The 18,279-nt window shown below is 72.1% G+C and carries 19 protein-coding genes; 13 read left to right on the top strand and 6 right to left on the bottom strand.

Annotation, left to right across the window (positions count from 1 at the left end; all coding sequences use genetic code 11):
• The first annotated feature begins 7 nt into the window (after positions 1–7).
• Both L6E12_RS09585 and L6E12_RS09580 read left to right on the top strand, forming a co-directional pair.
• Positions 8–1,183 carry an MFS transporter gene (locus L6E12_RS09585; protein ID WP_236227546.1) on the top strand — a complete coding sequence of 392 codons (1,176 nt, stop codon included), beginning with the start codon at positions 8–10 and terminating at the stop codon, positions 1,181–1,183.
• Entirely contained in the window at positions 1,180–2,322 is a 1,143-nt protein-coding gene (locus L6E12_RS09580) for an acyl-CoA dehydrogenase family protein (protein ID WP_236227545.1), read from the top strand. Before L6E12_RS09585 ends, L6E12_RS09580 begins: the two co-directional genes overlap by 4 nt.
• 8 nt (positions 2,323–2,330) lie before the next feature.
• Here L6E12_RS09580 and L6E12_RS09575 read toward each other — a convergent pair whose 3' ends face one another.
• The gene (locus L6E12_RS09575) at positions 2,331–2,720 is read right to left on the bottom strand and encodes a hypothetical protein (protein ID WP_236227544.1); all 390 of its coding nucleotides are present in this window, start codon (positions 2,718–2,720) and stop codon (positions 2,331–2,333) included.
• A 272-nt stretch (positions 2,721–2,992) separates the two neighbouring features.
• Positions 2,993–3,823: a Scr1 family TA system antitoxin-like transcriptional regulator gene (locus tag L6E12_RS09570; RefSeq protein WP_236227543.1), complete on the bottom strand. Its 831-nt coding sequence runs from the start codon at positions 3,821–3,823 to the stop codon at positions 2,993–2,995.
• A gap of 136 nt (positions 3,824–3,959) precedes the next feature.
• On the opposite strand from L6E12_RS09570, the gene L6E12_RS09565 reads away from it, so the two are divergent.
• Together L6E12_RS09565 and L6E12_RS09560 are read left to right on the top strand one after the other, a co-directional pair.
• A complete protein-coding gene (locus tag L6E12_RS09565; RefSeq protein ID WP_236227542.1) occupies positions 3,960–4,805 on the top strand; it encodes a helix-turn-helix transcriptional regulator in 846 nt (281 codons plus the stop codon).
• Positions 4,802–4,984 carry a DUF397 domain-containing protein gene (locus L6E12_RS09560; RefSeq protein WP_236227541.1) on the top strand — a complete coding sequence of 61 codons (183 nt, stop codon included), beginning with the start codon at positions 4,802–4,804 and terminating at the stop codon, positions 4,982–4,984. Before L6E12_RS09565 ends, L6E12_RS09560 begins: the two co-directional genes overlap by 4 nt.
• Positions 4,985–5,040: 56 nt before the next feature.
• Here L6E12_RS09560 and L6E12_RS09555 read toward each other — a convergent pair whose 3' ends face one another.
• Positions 5,041–5,787, bottom strand: a complete 747-nt coding sequence (locus L6E12_RS09555) for a trans-aconitate 2-methyltransferase (protein ID WP_236227540.1) — start codon at positions 5,785–5,787, stop codon at positions 5,041–5,043.
• A 182-nt stretch (positions 5,788–5,969) separates the two neighbouring features.
• Between L6E12_RS09555 and L6E12_RS09550 the strand changes: the two genes are divergently transcribed.
• From L6E12_RS09550 to L6E12_RS09515, 8 genes are all read left to right on the top strand, one after another.
• On the top strand, positions 5,970–6,713 hold the full coding sequence (locus tag L6E12_RS09550; RefSeq protein WP_236227539.1) for a trans-aconitate 2-methyltransferase: 744 nt from the start codon (positions 5,970–5,972) through the stop codon (positions 6,711–6,713).
• A 28-nt stretch (positions 6,714–6,741) separates the two neighbouring features.
• Positions 6,742–7,842: a FecCD family ABC transporter permease gene (locus tag L6E12_RS09545; RefSeq protein WP_374201855.1), complete on the top strand. Its 1,101-nt coding sequence runs from the start codon at positions 6,742–6,744 to the stop codon at positions 7,840–7,842.
• Complete coding sequence (locus L6E12_RS09540) at positions 7,842–8,672, top strand: ABC transporter ATP-binding protein (protein ID WP_236227538.1); 831 nt, start codon at positions 7,842–7,844, stop codon at positions 8,670–8,672. Before L6E12_RS09545 ends, L6E12_RS09540 begins: the two co-directional genes overlap by 1 nt.
• On the top strand, positions 8,669–9,661 hold the full coding sequence (locus L6E12_RS09535; RefSeq protein WP_236227537.1) for an ABC transporter substrate-binding protein: 993 nt from the start codon (positions 8,669–8,671) through the stop codon (positions 9,659–9,661). The genes L6E12_RS09540 and L6E12_RS09535 overlap by 4 nt, the downstream gene beginning before the upstream one ends.
• A gap of 6 nt (positions 9,662–9,667) precedes the next feature.
• Positions 9,668–10,576: a hypothetical protein gene (locus tag L6E12_RS09530; protein WP_236227536.1), complete on the top strand. Its 909-nt coding sequence runs from the start codon at positions 9,668–9,670 to the stop codon at positions 10,574–10,576.
• Positions 10,569–11,564 carry a pyridoxal-phosphate dependent enzyme gene (locus tag L6E12_RS09525; protein ID WP_374201854.1) on the top strand — a complete coding sequence of 332 codons (996 nt, stop codon included), beginning with the start codon at positions 10,569–10,571 and terminating at the stop codon, positions 11,562–11,564. Before L6E12_RS09530 ends, L6E12_RS09525 begins: the two co-directional genes overlap by 8 nt.
• Positions 11,565–11,601: 37 nt before the next feature.
• On the top strand, positions 11,602–12,051 hold the full coding sequence (locus L6E12_RS09520) for a M14 family metallopeptidase (RefSeq protein ID WP_236227534.1): 450 nt from the start codon (positions 11,602–11,604) through the stop codon (positions 12,049–12,051).
• Positions 12,052–12,154: 103 nt separating this feature from the next.
• The gene (locus tag L6E12_RS09515; RefSeq protein ID WP_236227533.1) at positions 12,155–12,370 is read left to right on the top strand and encodes a hypothetical protein; all 216 of its coding nucleotides are present in this window, start codon (positions 12,155–12,157) and stop codon (positions 12,368–12,370) included.
• Between the two features lie 67 nt (positions 12,371–12,437).
• On the opposite strand, the gene L6E12_RS09510 is transcribed toward L6E12_RS09515, so the two are convergent.
• Positions 12,438–12,932, bottom strand: a complete 495-nt coding sequence (locus tag L6E12_RS09510; protein WP_236227532.1) for a VCBS repeat-containing protein — start codon at positions 12,930–12,932, stop codon at positions 12,438–12,440.
• A gap of 447 nt (positions 12,933–13,379) precedes the next feature.
• Here L6E12_RS09510 and lysA point away from each other — a divergent pair, with 447 nt between their 5' ends.
• Positions 13,380–14,675, top strand: coding sequence for a diaminopimelate decarboxylase (lysA, locus tag L6E12_RS09505; protein WP_236227531.1), 1,296 nt, complete (start codon positions 13,380–13,382; stop codon positions 14,673–14,675).
• Between the two features lie 479 nt (positions 14,676–15,154).
• Here the strand turns inward: lysA and L6E12_RS09500 are convergent, their stop codons facing one another.
• Complete coding sequence (locus tag L6E12_RS09500; RefSeq protein ID WP_236227530.1) at positions 15,155–15,832, bottom strand: response regulator; 678 nt, start codon at positions 15,830–15,832, stop codon at positions 15,155–15,157.
• Complete coding sequence (locus tag L6E12_RS09495) at positions 15,829–18,276, bottom strand: ATP-binding protein (protein ID WP_236227529.1); 2,448 nt, start codon at positions 18,274–18,276, stop codon at positions 15,829–15,831. Before L6E12_RS09495 ends, L6E12_RS09500 begins: the two co-directional genes overlap by 4 nt.
• Positions 18,277–18,279: the final 3 nt, after the last annotated feature.

Here is an 18,279-nt window from a genome sequence, read left to right as displayed (position 1 = left end):
CCGGGTGATGGCGTCCCGACCACGCCGGTTCACCGGCGTCCAGCGGTTCCTGCTGGCGAGTTCGTTCGTGACCACCCTGGGCAGCTTCGCCGTCCTGCCGTACATGTCGGTGCTGCTGGAGCGGCGGCTCGGGTTCGGCCTGGGGACCGTCGGCACGATCCTCGCCGTCGCCTCGCTGATCCAGTTCGCAGGCTGCGTGGTGGGCGCGGGGGTGGCCGAGTGGCTGGGGTTGCAGCGCACCCTGCTCGTCGCCCTGGTGCTGCACGTGGCCGGGTTCGCCGGGTTCCTCGCGGGCCTGCACTGGCCCGCCGCCACGGTGGCCGGGCTGATCAGCATCTCCAGCGGTTCTGCGCTGTACCTGCCCGCCGCCAAGGCGTACCTGGTGGCCGGGGTGGACGACGAGCGGCGCCCGCTGCTGCTCTCGGCGAGCAGCAGCGCGCTGAACTCCGGGCTGGCGCTGGGACCGCTGCTGGCCGGGCCGTTCGTGCTCGACTCCTCCGGCTGGGTGTTCGGCGTGGTGATCGTGCTGTTCGCGGCCATGACCGTCGGGCACGCCCTGCTCCCCCGGGAAGCCCCGCAGCCCGCCGGGCAACCGTGGCGGGTGCTGTCGGGGATCGCGGTCATGCCGTTCGCGGTGACGGCGCTGACGCTGTACCTGCACATGTTCTTCTACTACTTCCTGCCCGTGTACACGGTTCCGCGCGCGTCGCCGGCGTTCTACGGCGCCGTGCTGATGGCGCACTCGATCGGGCTGGTCGTGCTGCAACCGCTGCTGGCGCGGCGGGTCGGGCGGATGGGCTACCCGGCGGCGATCCTGCTCGGCTTCGCCGCGATGGCCACCGGCATGGCGGTGCTGGCCACCGGCGGCCCGGTGGGGATCGCGGCGGGCACGATGGTCATCTGCCTGGGCGAGTCGGTGCTGTTCCTGAAGAACGACCTGGAGGCCCTGGCCCGGTCGCGGCGGTCCTCGGCGGTGGTGTTCGGCCAGCAGCGGCTGGCGTTCGGGCTGGGGTCGTTCGTGAGCAGCCTGGCGGGCGGGGCGGGCTACGCCGCGCTCGACGGCGCGGGTAGGGCGCCGGTGTTCTGGTTGGTGGTGGCCGCGCAGTGCGTGCTGCTGCCGTTGCTGTTGCTGGCCGCGACCCGCGTGCCGGTTCCCCGAGCACGGATGGTGAGGCAGACGTGACCGACCACCTGGCGACCGCCACCGAGGTGGCCGAGGCCCTGCGCGCCGACGCCGCCGAGCGCGACCGGGCCAACCGCCCGCCGCTGCCGGAGATCGACCTGCTGCGCTCCTCCGGCCTGCTCGGCCTACCCCCGGACGACCACGTGGGCACGCACGCCGTCACCCGCGTCATCGCCGCCGCCGACGCCTCCATCGGCCACCTGCTGGGCTACCACTACCTGCACCTGTGGCGCTTCGGCCTGTTCGACAACCACGAGGCCACCGCCCGCATCCGGCGCGGCACGGTGGAGAACGGCTGGTTCTGGGGCGGCGCCAGCAACCCCGGCGACGTCCTGACGGTCACCCCGTCCGGGGGCCGCCTGCTGCTGTCGGGCCGCCGCCCGTTCGCCACCGGCGCGGCCGTCGCCGACCGCCTCATCGTCAACGCCACCCGCACCGACAACGGCGACCGCCTCACCCTGGACGTCGACGCCCACCACCCCGGCGTCCACCACCCGGACGACTGGGACAACTCCGGGCAGCGCCTCACCGCCAGCGGCAGCGTGGTCTTCACCGACGTGCCGGTGGAACCCGACCAGGTCGTGGGCGTGCTGCCGCCCGCGGACGACCCGAGGATGGTGCGGCTGGTGCTGTCGTCGATCGGCTACCAGTCCATGCTCGCCCAGGTCTGCGTGGCACTGGCGGAGGGGGCGCTGGCCGAGGCGGCGAAGTACACCAGGACGAAGTCGCGGCCGTGGGGCACCAGCGGTGTGGACCAGGCAGTGCAGGACCCGTACGTCCTCGCCGGGTACGGCGAGGCGGTCGCCGAGACCAGGGCGGCGGCGCTCATGGTCGACGCCGGGGTGTCGGCGTTGCAGGCGGCCTCCGACCTGGGTCCGGCGATCACCCCGGAACTGCGCGGCGAGACCGGCATCGTGGTCTCCACGGCCAAGGTCGTCGCCACCGGCGTGGCCAACCGCGTCACCGCCCGCGCGTTCGACTTCATCGGCGCCAGGGCCACCACCTCGGCCCTGGGCTTCGATCGCTTCTGGCGCAACGCCCGCACGCTGACCCTGCACGACCCGGTGGTCTACAAGGCGAAGGAGGTCGGCGCCCACTACCTCACCGGCGAACTGCCGACCCCCACCGCCTACAGCTAGACCGTCCCCTACCGGTCCGTGGTGCACACGCTGGGGATGTAACCCGACCACCCAGCATAACCGTTGTGGCGCTTGATCCCGTCCTGGACCAGGATCCAACCGTTCGCGCCGGTGTACCCGCACGCCCCGTAGGCCGTGCCGACCACCAACTTGCGACACGGGAACGTCTCCCCGGCGTAGATCGGGAAGATCGCCGGTGACGCCGCGTCGGGTCGAGCCCTGGCGATCACGCCGTCGTTGACGTCGACCCACGAGCCGGTGCACTGGCCACCCGCCAGGACGGTCAGGTCCTGCCCCGGGAGTTGCGCCTCCGCCGCCACACCGGTCCCGGACGCCACGACCGACGCCACCACGGCCGTCGTCACGACGGCCAACGGGAACAGCTTCGACTTCCGCATTTCTTCCCCTGTCATCGGTGTACTGGTCGAACCATCCACCCTCGGGGGTGCGGTCGGGCCAGACCAGAGTCCTATTGCCCCTGCCCGTGGTCGACCCCGCGCCGCGTCCTACACAGGGTGACAAGCGCCGCAGGCAAATGAACAGCGGTTCCCCACCGGTCGGTGCCACCCCATCCATCCGCTGCCGATGGGGCGTCCGGGGGGGCCGTGCGGCATCCATTCGGCAGCAGCACTACTCCCATCAGGTGAACTCGCGGGAACGCACTTCCGGATCAGCCTCGTGCGGTGGTGAGCAGGTGGCGCAGGGTGTCTCGGGTCGCGGGGGTGGTGAGGGCGGTGGCGTCGAGGTGGCGGAGGAATTCGGCGTGCCGGGTGGTGGCGGTGGGGTTCTCCAGCAGGAGGTCGGTGCCGAGCTGTTCGATGTGGACGATCGGCGGGAAGTGGCCGACGGTCAGGACGCGGAAGCCGGGGTGGGCGGCGGTGGAGCCGGGGAGCAGGCGGATTCTCGGCAGGTGGACGTCCAGCAGGTGGTGGAGTTGGTCGCGCAGGACCTCGCCGGTGAAGGCGGGGTGGCGCAGCACTCGGGGGTGCAGGAGGAATCGGCTGATCCGCAGTGCGGCCTGTTCCGCCTGGTGCGCGGGCGGCGGGTCGGCGCCGGGGGTGTGGTCGGTCGACTGCTCGACGGCGCGGTGGTAGGCGGCGGTGCGCAGCGGTTGGGGGATCAGGTCGGAAGCGAACCAGGTGATGGCGTCGGCGATGGCCTCGACGTCGTGCACGATGGTCCGGCCGCGGCCGGGGTGGATGATCCACTCGGTGCGGTCGGCGGTGGCCCGCCGCTCGTAGAGCAGGGGGCGGCGGGCGGCGGGAACGTCCAGCACCGCGCACAGCCCGCCGATCTCCAGGGCGGTCGGCACCCGGCGGCCCGTCATGACCCGGTTGACCATCGCCGGGGACATCGACATGGCCTGGGCGAGGTCCCGGGTGCTGAACCCGCGCGCCCGCCGGGCTTGGTCCAGTTCGCGGGCGAGCAGCAGGCCGCGCAGGGTTTTGGCCCGGAAGGTGTCGTCGTCCTGCGGCCGGGTGGTCGTGTTCACTGTGGACATGGCATTGTTCCCCTTGCCTCTCCGCCATCGCAGGAGATGAGATGGCTTACGTAAGCATGATGTGCTCACGTAAGCAATGGGAACCACCCGATCAGGGCATCGTCGGACCGGATCAGTCAGGGCCTAGGCTGCTTACATGTCTGAAAGCACGACCGCGGCGGCCCGCGAGCTGGGCGCCGACCTGAAGCGACTCCGCATGGCGGCCGACCACACGCTGCGCTCCCTGGCGGACGTCGTCGGGTTCTCCGACACGAAGCTGTCGTTCTGGGAGCAGGGCTCCCGCCTCCCCGCCGTCGACGACCTGACCACGGTGCTCACCGTGCTGGGGGTCGAGGCCGACGAGCGGGACCGCCTGCTCGGACTGCGCCAGCAGGCCGCCTCGCCGGGAGAACTGGTCGCGGGCTCCCCGACCATCGGCCCGCAGTTGGCCAAGTTCGTCGACATCGAGCAAACCGCCCGCCGCATCACCGAGGTCAGCCTCGCGGTACTCCCCGGCCTCTTGCAGACCGAGGCATACGCCCGCGTCGTCCTCGGCGACGAACCGGACACGGGGACCAGGGTCAAGCTGCGGATGAACCGGCAGCGCGTGTTGACCCGCGACAACCCCACCGAATTCCACGCTCTGATCGACGACACCGCCCTGATCCGCCCGATAGGCTCCCGGGCGGTCATGGTCGAGCAGTGGGAACACCTCATCGCCTCGGCCGAGCGGCCCAACATCACGGTGCAGGTGATCCCCTCGGCCGCACCCGGCTTCTCGCCCTACTTCGCCGGGACCTTCATCCTGCTGGAGTTCGCCACCGCGCCGCCGATCGTGCACTTGGAACACTTCGCGGCATCCTCTTCGCTGTGGCGCACGCCCGATGTCAGCGCCTACCAAGCGGCGATCGAGGATATCCAGCAGCGGGCCCTCAGCCCGGACCGATCAATCGAACACCTCGCTAAACTCATTGATGGCAACGCATCGAACGGAGACCGATGAAGACCACGCACGGCTCGGATGGAACCCGCTGGCGCACCGCGAGCAGCGCGAACAACACCTGCGTCGAACTGGCCCACCACGGCCACGGCATCCGCGACAGCAAGAACCACGACCGACTCCACGGCGTCGACACCCGCGCCCTCCTGCGCGCCGTGACCACCGGCCTGCTCCCCCGCTAGCCCCCGCACGGCGAGCGGGGCACCACCGAACAGGTGATGCCCCGCTCGCCTGCCGCCTACTTCACCGCCACCAGCACCACGTCGTTGCCCGACCGCCACACCGTGCCGACCTCGCTGAACCCGGCCGCCCGCAGCAGTTCCTCGTGCTTGCGCACCCCCCACTCGGTGGTGCCGTGGCGGGGAACCCGCTTGGCGCGCTCGGCGAACGCCTCCGCCAGGGCGGGTTCCTCGGCTGCCGCATCCCACCAACTGGTCCAGTCCTCGTTGTCGGTGACGCCGACGCGTTCGGCCCTGGCGTCGAGGACGGCCGTTTCCAGGCGGTGGATGGTGGGCTGGTCGTCGTAGAGGTTGTCGCCGTTCACCAGGGTGCCGCCGGGGCGCAGGAGCCGGGCGGTTTCCGCGTACACCTCGCCGAGGCGGTCCTCCGGGAGCCAGTGCAGGGCCGTGGTCGACACCGCCACGTCCACCGGGCCGGGCAGGTCCAGGGCCGCCGACCAGCCGGGCTCGGCCAGGTCGGCGTCGACGAACCGGACGAGGTCGGCGAAGCCCGACTGGGCCAGGGTCAGCAGCACCGGGTCCTGGTCCACGCCGACCACGGTGGCCTTCGGCAGCCTGCGGGCGACGCGGGTGGCGAGTGAGCCGGGGCCGCAGCCCAGGTCGAGCACCAGCGGTTCCGCCGCGTCGGCGACCACCGCGGCGACCACGTCGCCGATGACGGTGAAGCGCTCTTCCCGGTCGGCGATGTAGCGCTCTTGCTGGTGGTCCCAGCGCTGCACCCAGGTGCGCGCGGTGTTCGCGTCCATCTCGCTCCTTCTCGCCGTTGCGGGCCGGTCGGGGCCGTCGCGGCTCCCGGGCGAGTTGTCGGGTGGCGCAGGTCTCCGGTTCCCGGTGCTCACCCCGACCACAACCTGAGATCGCCGGGAACCATCCCGGTGATCTCTGCGACTGTTCCCCCGACAGCAGGTCGAGGGAAGGCTGGGCGGCGATGCAGTGGTTCGAGGACGACGTGCTCTGGTCGGGTTTCTCCGAGGTCGTGTTCTCCCCCGCCCGGGCGGAACGCGCGGCGCGGGCCGTGGCCGAGTCGCCGCTGCTGCGGTTCCCGCCAGGGGCTCGGGTGTTCGACCAGTGCTGCGGGCCCGCCGTGTTCACCGTGCCGCTGGCGGCCGAGGGCTACACCGTGACCGGCATCGACCTGAGCCCCGTGATGCTGTCCCGGGCGGAGAAGGCGCTGGCGGACGTGGGTGAGACGGCGGAGCTGGTGCAGGCCGACATGCGCGAATTCGCCCGACCCGGCGCGTTCGACGCGGTGGTGAACCTCTACACGTCCTTCGGCTACTTCGACGACCACGCCGACAACCAGAAAGTCCTGGCCAACGCCTACGACTCCCTCGCCCCCGGTGGGGTACTGGTGGTCGACCTGATGGGCAAGGAGACCTACGCGCGCTGGGCGGGCGAGGCCAAGGTGGTGGAGATCCCCGACGGCGGCAAGGTCTTCATGCACGACCAGATCCTCGACGACTGGACCCGGTACCGCACCGACTGGACGCTGGTACGCGGCTCGGAAGCCCGGCACACCCACCTGCTCTGCTGGGTCTACAGCGGCGCCGAACTGCGGTCGATGTTCGAGGCGGCGGGGTTCACCGACGTGGAATGCTTCGGCGACTTCGACGGCTCGCCCTACGACAACCACGCCGACCGGCTGATCGTGCGCGGGGTCCGGGCCGCCTGAGCCCAGACCGACCGCCGAGAGGACTCCTGTGACCACAGCTCCACCCCGGCCCCAGCTCGCCGACCCCGCCCCGACCGACTCCGAGCGCGCCAAGCGGCGCAGGCTCGTGCTGGTCACCACCGCGCTGTCGGTGGCGCTGGTGGTGTCGGTGCCCGCCGCGATCGCCCTGGGCGCCAGCGTGATCCCACTGCGGGAGACGGCCCACTTCCTCGGGGTGGCGCTGACCGGCGGCGTGATCACCCCGGACGAGGTGCCGCGCTACAGCGTGGTGTGGGAGGTGCGGGCGCCTCGCGTGCTGCTGGCGGTGCTGCTCGGCGCCGGGCTCAGCGTGATCGGCGTGGCGTTGCAGGCCATGGTGCGCAACGCCCTCGCCGAACCGTTCGTGCTGGGCATCTCCTCCGGGGCCTCGGTCGGCGGTTCGGCCGTGGTGATCTTCGGGATGACCGCCGGTCTGGGCGTCTACACCGTCTCCGCCGCCGCCCTGGTCAGCGCGCTCGTCGCCGCGGCCCTGGTCTACCTGGCCGCGCGCACCAGCGCCGGGTTGACACCGTTGCGGCTGGTGCTGACCGGGATCGCGATGGCCTACGGGTTCCAGGCGCTCACCGGGCTGCTGGTGTTCCTGTCCCCCAACTACACCGACGCGGTCACCAGCGTGCTGTTCTGGCTGATGGGCAGCCTCGGCGGGGCGACCTGGGGTGCGCTGCCGCCCGCCGCGGTCGGCGTGGTCACCTGCGTGGTGGTGCTGCTGTGGCGGAGCCGGACGCTGGACGTGCTGTCGCTGGGCGACGAGACCGCGGCCAGCCTGGGCGTGGACGCCGCGCGGACCCGGCGGTGGATGTTCGTGCTGACCTCGGTCGTCACCGGGTTGCTGGTGGCCGTCAGCGGCGCGGTGGGGTTCGTCGGGCTGATCATGCCGCACCTGGTGCGGATGGTCGTCGGCTCCAGCCACCGGCGGGTGCTGGTGGTGGCGCCGCTGGCGGGCGCGGTGTTCATGGTGTGGGCGGACGTCGTGGCGCGGACGTTCTTCTCACCGCAGGAGTTGCCGCTGGGCGTGGTCACCGCGCTCGTCGGCGTGCCGGTGTTCGTGGTGCTGCTGCGGCGGCGCGGCTACCTGTTCGGAGGCAGGTGATGGACCTTCGCCTGGACTCGATGTCGGTGGAGATCGGCGGCAAGGCGCTGGTCGACGCACTCGACTTGGAGGTGCCCAGCGGCAAGGTGGTGGGGCTGCTGGGGCCCAACGGCAGCGGCAAGTCCACCGCGCTGCGCTGCGTGTACCGGGCGCTGAAACCCAGCGCGGGCGCGGTGCTGCTCAACGACGTGGACCTGCGCGAGCTGACCCTGCGCGACAGCGCCCGGTCGATCGCCGCGCTGACCCAGGACAGCCACGCGGAACTGGACTTCACCGTCGAGGAGGTGGTGGCGCTGGGCCGCGCGCCGCACCTGCGCGACAGCCAGGCCCTCGGCGCCGAGGAGCACGCGCTGTGCCGGTGGGCGATGGACCAGGTCGACGTGTTGCACCTGGCCCGGCGCAGCGTCCTGACCCTGTCCGGCGGCGAGCGGCAGCGGGTGCTGATCGCCCGCGCCTTGGTGCAGGAGCCCAGGGTGCTGGTGCTCGACGAGCCGACCAACCACCTCGACGTGCGCCACCAGGTCGACCTCGCGGGCCTGCTGCGCCGCACCGGGCTGACCGTGCTCGTCGCCCTGCACGACCTCAACCTCGCCGCGGCGGCCTGCGACGTGCTCGCCGTGCTCAGCGGCGGGCGGCTGGTGGCCACCGGCGCCCCCGCCGATGTCCTCACCCCCGAACTGGTGCACCGGGTGTTCGGCGTGCGCGCGTCTGTCGTGCGCCACCCGGTCACCGGCGCCACGCAGTTGCTCTACGACCTGACCCCCGACTCCCCGGACCCCGCAGCACAACCGCCTCGTTCCCCGGCAGTCCCGGAAGGTGCCCGCTCATGACCCGCATTCCCCGCCGCCGCCTGCTCGTCGCCACCGCCGTCCTCGGCGCGCTGAGCACCGCGTGCGGCGCCACCGTGGCCACTTCCGACGCGCCCGCGGCGGCCACGGTCACCATCGACACCTGCGGGGAGCAGCAGACCTACCCCACCCCGCAGCGCCCGGTCGCCTACGACGTGAGCGCGATCGAGAAGATGTTCTCCCTCGGCCTCGCCGACCGGATGCGCGGCTACGTGATGAACACGCTGTTCGACCCCGCCATGGCGCAGTCGCCGTGGGCGGCGGACTACGCGAAGGTCCCGCGCCTGGGCACCGCCAGGATCAGCAAGGAGATCGTGGTCGACGCCAAGGCCGACTGGGTCATGTCGTACTGGGGCGGCGGGTTCAGCGAGGACCGCGGCATCACCCCGAAGTCGCTGGGCGCGCTGGGCATCCACAGCTACGTGCAGGTCGAGAGCTGCTTCGGCTACGGCGACCGCAAAGCCCTGCCGCCACTGGAAGCGGTCTACACCGACCTGACCAACCTGGGCCGGATCTTCGGCGTGCAGGCCAAGGCCACCGAGGTCGTCGACGACCTCAAGTCCCGTGTGGACAAGCTGCGCGCAGGCAAGCCGAGCGAGCCCGCCAGGGTCTTCGTCTACGACTCCGGCACCGACCAGCCCTACACCGCGGGCAAGCACGCCTCACCGACCGGCGTCATCGAGGCCGCGGGTGCCCGCAACGTCCTGGGCGACCTGGACAACGGTTGGACCACCGTGGGCTGGGAGACCGTGGCCGCGGCGAACCCCGAGGTGGTCGTGATCATCGACTACGGCGACGAGCCGTCGGCGGACAAGGCGGCGTTCATCAAGGCCCACCCGGCGCTGCGGGGCACCCCGGCGGTGACCCAGGACCACTTCTTCGTCCTCAACTACGGGGAGGCGGTCAGCGGCCCGCGCAACGTCACCGGGGCCGAGAAGCTCGCGACCTACCTGCGTTCGATCGGCCGGTGAACCGCCGTGACCGCAGCACCGCAGACCTCGCTGGCGCCCACCCCGGTCCCGCGCACGACCACGGTGTCCGGGGTGTGCAACGGGACCCTGGGTGAGCTGTTCCAGGGCCCGGTGACCCACCGCGGCAGGCCCGGCATCGGGCTGGTGTCGTTCCCGGTCGACCGCTACGCCTGGGCGCACTTCAGCCCGGGCCCCGACGACGACCCGAGCCCGGAACTGGCCAAGGCCGCGGCGGCGGTGCGGCTGTTCTGCGCCCACCACGGGGTGCGGCTGCCGCCGGGGCGGTGGTCGCGGCACAGCGAACTCGACGTCGGCGTGGGCATGGCCAGCTCCACCGCCGACATCGTGGCCACCCTGCGCTGCCTGTTCGCGCTGTTCGGCCTGCCCTACGACGCCGCGGCGGTCCGCGCCGTGCTGACCGGGATCGAACGGGCCGACAGCGTGTTCCTCGACGAGTTCGCCCTGTACCTCAGCGACCGGCACGAGGTGGTGGAACCGCTGGGCACGCGCATCGGCTTCCACACCTGCTTCGTGGTGGAACCGGGGTCGATCGACACCACGGCGGTCACCCCGCTGCTGCTGGAGCACTACCGCCACCGCGCCGACTCCTACCGCCGCTGCCTCGACGGGATGCTCGCCGCGTTCCGCCGCTCGGACCCGGTCGGGGTGGCCCGGGCGGCCTCGACCAGCGCCGCCCTGTCCCAGGAGGTACTGCCCAAGGCCCGCTACGACGCGATCGTCGCCCACCGCCGCGAGTTCGGCGCCGACGGGGTGTTCGTCGCCCACACGGGCCGCGTCATCGGCTACCTGTTCACCCAGCGCCTCGGGCGGCGGCGGATGGACGAGCTGTCGGCGTTCTTCCACGGCCTCGGCCACCAGTGCTCGTTCGCCTGGGGTGGCTATGGCGGTGCATGAGCACATCACCGACGCGGTGAAGACCCCACACCTGGTGCGGCTGGCGGACAACGTGGTGCTGGCCCGGTTCGAGACCATCAAGATCTACTCGGCCCTCGCCGCCGTGCGCACCCTGCTGGAACGGGGCGTGGTGCGGCCGGGGCAGACCCTGGTCGACAGCTCCAGCGGCATCTACGCCACGTCACTGGCACTGGCCTGCCACCGCTACGGGATGCGCTGCCACATCATCGCCTCCACCACGGTCGACGCGGCGGTGCGCGCGCAACTGGAGGTCCTGGGCGCCACGGTCGACCCGATGCCGCCGTCGTCGTCGCTGGAACTGGACCAGCGAGCCCGGGTGGCCAGGGTGCAAGAACTGCTCGCCACCCGCCCGGACGTGCACTGGATGCGCCAGTACCACGACGGCATCCACTACGAGGGCTACGCGGAGTTCGCCGACCTCGTCGCCGCCGAACTGGGCACGGACGCCCTGACCGTCGTCGGCGGCGTCGGCTCGGGCGCCTCCACCGGAGGGGTCACCGGCTACCTGCGCCGCACCGACCCGTCGGTCCGGTTGGTGGGCCTGCAACCGTTCGGCAGCGTCACCTTCGGCAGCGAGGCCTTCTCCGACCCGGAGGCCATCATCGCGGGCATCGGCAGCTCCATCGTCTTCGACAACGTCCACCACGACCTCTACGACGACATCCACTGGCTCGACTTCCGCCACGCGATGGCGGGCGCGGTGGCCCTGCTGCGCAGGCACGCGGTCTTCGCGGGCCTGTCCACCGGCGCGGCCTACCTCGTCGCCGACTGGCTCGCCCCCCGCTCCCCCGACCGCACCCACCTGGTCATCGGCGCCGACACCGGCCACCGCTACGTCGACCGCGTCTTCGCCCGCCACCGCGAGGCCCCCGACCCCGCCGACCTCAAGCCCCGCGAAATCACCGACCTGGCCGACCTGGCCATGCCCTGGTCCACGATGCCCTGGAACCGCACCTCCACAATATGAAAGATTCATTGCGCGACGAGGCGCGAAAGGAGCTGTGGTGCCGAACCTGCACGTGATCTACCGCCGTGAGCCGGGTCTGACCGAGCAGTGGTCGGTGTACTCGTTCCCGGAAAGCGTCTACACCGGTGGGTCATCGCTGGCCGAAGCCCGCTCACGATTCCGAGAGGCCGCCGAGTACGGGGTCGACGACTTCGCCGACCGTGTCCTGGTCGAGCACATCGAGGAGCCGCTCACCGAGCGCGCCTTCATCCGAACCGCCGTCGATCGACACTCGCTGGACCGGCGTGAAGCCGCGAAGCTGTTCGCGGGCAGCCTCACTTTCGCCGTGCAGGCGGCCGCGTTCGACCGAGACGCACCCTCGGCCGCGGACGGCACAGCCGTTGTAGTCGCCTGTACCCCCACCGACACGGTGCGATGGGTGCTCGAACAGATGGGTGAGAAGGACGCGCTGTCGATCTGCGTGGCCCAGCCCGGCGACACGGTCTAGTGGTCTTACCTCGCCGGCGGCCGGACCGCGTCCTACTCAGTGGCTTTCGTGCGGTGTTTCCAGCAGAGTGGGCCGCAACGGGGTCGCGGAGGGGGAAACATCGGTGTTGCGGCGTTTCGTGCGGTGGTTCTGGCCGAGGAGGGCGCTGTTCACGGCAGCCGTCATCTGCGCCTGTGTGCTGGGCACCCTGGGGCTTGAGCACGACATCTGGGCGCTCAGGGTCTTGAGCACCTTCCTGGCGGTGTCCTCGTCCGTGCTGATGACCGAGACCAGCGATCGTCGCCGGAAGGCGAGGGAGCGCAAGCTGAACCGCCGGTAGGCGGGGCTGGGCACGACCGTGTGCGACCGGGTCTCGGGGACCCGGTCGCACAGCCGGTCGACCGGGGTCAGGCGCAGGTCTCGGGGTCGACGGCGAGCACCGGGTCCGTCCGGGGGCGGCCGGTGAACTCGACCGTGTCCCGGGTGGTCAGGGCGCCGTCGCGGAGGGTGTGGGTGGTGCGGGTGCCCGAGTAGGTGAGCTGGTCGGCCGGGGCGCCGAGGTTGTCGGCCTCGGCGGCGATGGTGTCGAAGGTGCGGGCCTCGTCGGCGGCGGTGCACCGGTAGCCCAGGTGGGTGGCGAGGCCGCCGCCCTCGGCGAAGGTGACGGGCTGGTTGTCGTCGCCGACGACCTGGCTCAGGTTCTGGCCGTCGAAGTGCAGGGTGGTGAAGTAGGTGGTGTTGGCGCCGACGGACCGGGTGACGACCAGTTCGGCCCGGCCGTCGCCGTTGAGGTCGGCCACGCGCGGGGCCTCGAAGGTGGCCGAGCTGTCGGCGGGCAGGGTGATCGAGGTCCGGAGCCCGTTCACGGTGGCCCAGATGACCTGCTCGTGGTCACCGGTCAACTGCGCGTTGACGGTCTCGATCTCCCCGTCACCGTCGAGGTCGGCGACCGTGGTGACCGGGTCGGCGAGCGGGGCGGCCCCGGCCGGGAGGACAGTGGTGAGCCCCAGTGCGGCGGCGAGCCGGTGATGGTGGCGGTGCGGATGAGTCCGGTGCGGTTCATGAACTCTGCCTTCCTCTCCGTGTGGTTACTTCTTGCCCGGAAATGCCTACATCAAGGAAGACGGTCACGAACTGCAGGGGTGCAGTGCCGGTGTGATGTGTCACACGCGTGCAACCCCGTGGTCCGCGATCGCCGCCGGAGGTTTCGTCCCCGTGTCGTCCGGGTCACCCCACCGTCAGGAACGCGACAAGATGAGCCGCCCCGGCGTCAAGGTCGCATTGCGACAGTCGCCGTGAGCGGGCCCGCGGGCGTGTGCTGTCGGCAGGCACACGAAGGAGGGAACACGGTGACACTGGCGGAGATCTTGCCCAGCCTGGGCGCGCTGGACCCGCTGCCGCGCGGCGGGTTGTGGCCCGAGGGCACCCGGGTCGGCCCCCACGGGGACCTGCTGGTCGGTGGGGTGTCGATGAGCGGGGTGGCGGCCCGGTTCGGCACCCCGTGCCACGTCCTGGACGAGCCGCACGCCCGGGCCCGCGCCCGGGAGTTCCGGGCCGCGCTGCCCGAGGCGGAGGTGCTGTTCGCGGGCAAGTCGTCCCCGGTCCGCGCGGTCTACCGGTGGATGGCGGAGGAAGGGCTGTCGCTGGACGTGTGCTCGGCCGGGGAGGTCGAGGTGGCCAGGGCGGCGGGCGTGCCCGGCGCGCGGGTGCTGCTGCACGGCAACGCCAAGACCGACGACGACCTCAAGGCCGCCCTGGCGCACGGCGTCCGCCGGATCGTGGTGGACTCCCCCACCGAGGTCGACACGCTCGGCGCGCTGTGCCCGGCCGGGCAGGAAGTCCTCATCCGGGTCATCCCGGGCGTGGACGCGCAGACGCACCGCGCCATCACCACGGGGGTGAGCGGCCAGAAGTTCGGCGTGGCCCCGGAAGCACTGCCCGCGGTGGTCGAGCGGATCGCCGCGCACCCGAACCTGCGCCTGGTCGGCCTGCACTGCCACATCGGTTCCCAGGTGAGCAGGGTCGCGGCCTACGAGGAGGCGGTGCGCCGGATGGTGTCGCTGTTCCCCGGCCCGCTCACCGACCTGGACCTGGGCGGTGGCTTCGCGGCACCGTACCGGCCGGGCGAGTCCACCTTCGACATCACCGGCCTGGCCAACCGGGTGCGCATCGCCCTGCGCCAGGCGTGCGCCGCCCGCCGACTGCCGGTGCCGAACCTGCTGATCGAGCCGGGTCGCGCGGTCATCGCCAACGCGGGCATCACCCTGTACCGGGTGGTCGCGGTGAAACCCGGGTTCGTCGCCGTCGACGGGGGCATGAGCGACAACCCGCGGCCCTCCCTGTACGGCGCCCGCTACGCTCCCCGGCTCATCGGGCGCGCCAGCGGCGCTCGCCGGGTGCCGACCACGGTGGTGGGGCGTCACTGCGAGGCTGGGGACATCATCGCCGAGGACGTCGCCCTTCCCCAGGACGTCCACCCCGGTGACGTCCTCGCCGTTCCTGCCACTGGCGCTTATCACTACGCGATGGCGAGCAACTACAACATGACGCCTCGGGCGGCGGTGGTGTCGGTTCGGGACGGGCAGACGGACCTGCGGGTGCGTCGGGAGACGGTGAGCGACCTGCTGCGCCGCGATCTGGGCTGAGCTGGAGCTCGTGCCGCGCCACGGTGATGCCTCGCCGTGGCGCGGCTGTCTTTCGGCCGTGTTCAAAGCTCGGTCGTTTGCTGGTGGGTGGATCCGCTTCGCCGGGACGCTTCGTGTGGCTTCGGCTCAAGAACCGGGATTTTCATGGTGGTGCCCGGGTGGGTGGGTCCGCTTGGGCGGGGCCCCTACGCCGATCATGCGCCCAGTGTGACCGAGTGGGGCGAAAAGATGCCCACAGCCCAAGCAGGCTTGCACATGATCGGCTCCCCCACCCAAGCAAATCCACCCACCCGGGCATCTGCATAGCCGGGCCGGCGGTTGCGGGGGCGGCTGGTTTTCGCTGCGCCCCGTGAGGTTCGGCGTGGCTGGCCGCCCGGCCGGCGGCTGGCGGGGTGGTCGGCGGCTGTGCCCTGTGGGGTTGCGGGTGGCGGGCCGCCTGGCCGGCGGTGGCGCCGGTGGGGTTCGGCGTGGTGGGTGGGTCAAGGTTGGAAGCGGTAGCCCATGCCGGGTTCGGTGATCAGGTGGCGGGGGTGGGCGGGGTCGCGTTCGAGCTTGCGGCGGAGCTGGGCCAGGTACACCCGCAGGTAGTGCGTCTCCGCCGTGTAGGTCGGGCCCCAGACCTCCGTCAGCAGCCTGCGTTGGGCGATGAGGTGGCCCGGGTTGCGGACCAGGATTTCCAGGATGCCCCACTCCGTCGGGGTCAGGTGGACCTCCGTGCCGTCGCGGTGGACTCGTTTGGCGGTCAGGTCCACGGTGAAGGCTTCTGCCTCGACCACTGGTTCGCCGCCGGGGAGGTGGGTGGAGCGGCGGAGGGCGGCGCGGAGGCGGGCGAGGAGTTCGTCCATGCCGAAGGGTTTGGTGATGTAGTCGTCCGCGCCCGCGTCGAGGGCGGCGACCTTGCGGGTGGAGTCGGTGCCCGCGGACAGGACGATGATGGGGACCGGGTTCCAGCCGCGCAGGCCCGTGATGACGTCCACGCCGTCGAGGTCGGGGAGGCCGAGGTCGAGGAGGACCAGGTCGGGGCGGCTTTCGGCGGTGAGGTCGAGGGCGCTGCGGCCGGTGTGGGCCACCAGCACGTCGTAGCCGCGGGCGGCCAGGTTGATCCGGAGGGCGCGGGCGATCTGCGGTTCGTCGTCGACGACGAGGACGCGGGTCACGACGTCACCGCCACCGGCAGGGACACCACGACGGTCAGGCCGCCGCCGGGGGTGTCCTCCAGGGCGATGTCGCCCGCCATGGCCTCGACGAAGCCCTTGGCGACGCTGAGGCCGAGGCCGGTGCCGCTCACCCGGTCACCGAGCCGCTGGAACGGTGCGAACACGACGTCTCCCGTCTTCTTGGGCAGGCCGGGGCCGGAGTCGGTGACCCGCAGCTCGACCCGCGACCCGTGGGCGCTGGCCCGCACCGCGACCCCGGTGCGGCCGTGCCGCAGGGCGTTGTCGACCAGGTTGGCCACCACCCGCTCCAGCAGCCCCAGGTCGGCCAGTACCAGCGGCAGTCCCTCGTCGACGTCGACGGTCACCGCCGCGCGTTCGTCGATGCCCGCCAGTGCCCTGGCGACGACCTCGTAGTACCCGACCGGGCGCAGGGTCGGCCGGACCGTGCCGGTGGCGAGCCGGGTGGAGTCGAGCAGGTTGTCGACCAAGCCGGTCAGCCGGTCGGCCGATTCCTCCACCGTGGCCATCAGTTCGCCCGTGTCCTCTTCCGACAGGGTCAGCGACCGGTCCCGCAGGCTGCCGATGGCCGCCTTGATGGAGGTGAGCGGGGTGCGCAGGTCGTGGCCGACCGCCGACAGCAGGGCCGTCCGCAGTTCGGTGTCCGCGGCCTTGCGCTGGGCCTGCGACTTCTCCTCGGTGAGCTGCTGCTGCCGCAGCGCCAGGAACGCCTGGCCCGCCGCCGCCGCGAGCACCCGCTGGTCGCCCGCGGGCAGGGCGCGCCCGCGCAGCACCAGCCGCACGTCCTCGCGCACCGGCACGTCCGCGTCCGGGTCGCCCTCGCACGCGTCGCCCGCGATCCGCACCCACCCGGTTTCGCGCCACTCCTGCAACGCGACCGCCTCCAGGGCGAAGTTCTCCCGCACCTTCTCCAGCAGCCGGTTCACCGGGTCGGGGCTGGCCAACACGGTTCGCGCATAGGAGGCCAGCAGCTCCGCCTCGGTGCGCGCCCTGGCCGCCTGCACGGCCAGCCTGCTCGCCCGGTCCACCACGACGGCCACCAACCCGGCCACGACCACCAGGGCCACCAGCGCGACCACGTTCTCCGGGCTCGCCACCACCAGGCTGCGGTACGGCGGGGTGAAGAAGTAGTTGAGCAGCCCCGCGGCCAGGAACGCCGAGAACAGCGCGGGCCACACGCCGCCGAGCACCGCCACCGCGCAGGTCGCCAGGATGAACGCCGCCAGGTCCGTCGAGTACCCCACCGACGCCTGCCACAGCAGCCCCAGCAGGGTCACCAGCCCCGGCAGCGCGACCGCGGCGACCCACCCCAGCGGCCTGCCCCGGCGCGCGGGCCGCAGGCGGGTTCGCCGGGCCTGCGGGTGGGTGACCATGTGCACGTCGATCGAGCCGGAGGCGGCGATGACGGCCGCGCCGATGCCCTCGTCGAACACCCTGGCCAGCCGCGGGCGGCGGGAGGTGCCCAGGACGAGCTGGGTGGCGTTGACGCCGCGGGCGAAGTCCAGCAGCGCCGTCGGCACGTCGTCGCCGACCACCGAGTGGAACGTGGCCGACAGGTCCAGGGCGGTGCGGCGGCACCCGGCGAGCGCGTCCGGTGCCGCCCCGGCCAGGCCGTCGCCGCGCAGCACGTGCACCACCAGCAGGTCCGCGCCCGCGCGCAGCGCGATCCGGCGGGCGCGGCGGATCAGCGTCTCGCTCTCCGGGCCGCCGGTGACCGCGGCCACGACCCGCTCGCGGGCCTCCCAGGTGTCGGTGATGTCCTGCTCGGCCCGGTAGCGCTGCAACGCCACGTCGACCTGGTCGGCGACCCACAGCAGCGCCAGCTCGCGCAGCGCGGTGAGGTTGCCGACCCGGAAGTAGTTGCCCAGCGCGGCGTCGACCTTGTCCGCGGCGTAGACGTTGCCGTGGGCGAGCCTGCGCCGCAGCGCCTGCGGGGTGAGGTCCACCAGCTCGATCTGCTCGGCCCGGCGCACCACCTCGTCGGGCACCGTCTCGCGCTGCGGCACCCCGGTGATCCGGGTGACCACGTCGTTGAGGGATTCCAGGTGCTGCACGTTGACCGCGGACAGGACGTCGATGCCCGCGTCGAGCAGTTCCTCGACGTCCTGCCAGCGCTTGGCGTTGCGCGAACCGGGGGCGTTGGTGTGCGCCAGCTCGTCGACCACGGCCACCTCCGGCGCCCTGGCCAGCAGGGCGTCGAGGTCCAGTTCCCCGGCGCCGGGGCCGCCCGCGCGCCGGGGCAGCACCTCCAGGCCCGCCACCAGTTCGGCGGTCTTCTCCCGGCCGTGCGCCTCGACCAGGCCGACGACGACATCGGTGCCGCGCTCGCGGCGGCGGTGCGCCTCGCCCAGCATGGCGAAGGTCTTGCCCACACCGGGCGCGGCCCCGAGGTAGATGCGCAGCTCACCGCGCTTGACTCGCTCCACGCC

It is taken from the genome of Actinokineospora sp. PR83, assembly GCF_021056305.1.
GTDB classification, from domain to species: Bacteria; Actinomycetota; Actinomycetes; order Mycobacteriales; family Pseudonocardiaceae; genus Actinokineospora; species Actinokineospora spheciospongiae.
The sequence above is the reverse complement of the archived record's forward strand: the minus strand, read 5'-3'. Positions and strand labels throughout refer to the sequence as shown.

Coding starts and splice junctions, on each gene's coding strand:
- L6E12_RS09585 (WP_236227546.1), top strand. CDS start 8: ATGGCGTCCCGACCACGCCGGTTCACCGGCGTCCAGCGGTTCCTGCTG.
- L6E12_RS09575 (WP_236227544.1), bottom strand. CDS start 2,720: ATGCGGAAGTCGAAGCTGTTCCCGTTGGCCGTCGTGACGACGGCCGTG.
- L6E12_RS09570 (WP_236227543.1), bottom strand. CDS start 3,823: ATGTCCACAGTGAACACGACCACCCGGCCGCAGGACGACGACACCTTC.
- L6E12_RS09565 (WP_236227542.1), top strand. CDS start 3,960: ATGTCTGAAAGCACGACCGCGGCGGCCCGCGAGCTGGGCGCCGACCTG.
- L6E12_RS09560 (WP_236227541.1), top strand. CDS start 4,802: ATGAAGACCACGCACGGCTCGGATGGAACCCGCTGGCGCACCGCGAGC.
- L6E12_RS09555 (WP_236227540.1), bottom strand. CDS start 5,787: ATGGACGCGAACACCGCGCGCACCTGGGTGCAGCGCTGGGACCACCAG.
- L6E12_RS09550 (WP_236227539.1), top strand. CDS start 5,970: ATGCAGTGGTTCGAGGACGACGTGCTCTGGTCGGGTTTCTCCGAGGTC.
- L6E12_RS09540 (WP_236227538.1), top strand. CDS start 7,842: ATGGACCTTCGCCTGGACTCGATGTCGGTGGAGATCGGCGGCAAGGCG.
- L6E12_RS09535 (WP_236227537.1), top strand. CDS start 8,669: ATGACCCGCATTCCCCGCCGCCGCCTGCTCGTCGCCACCGCCGTCCTC.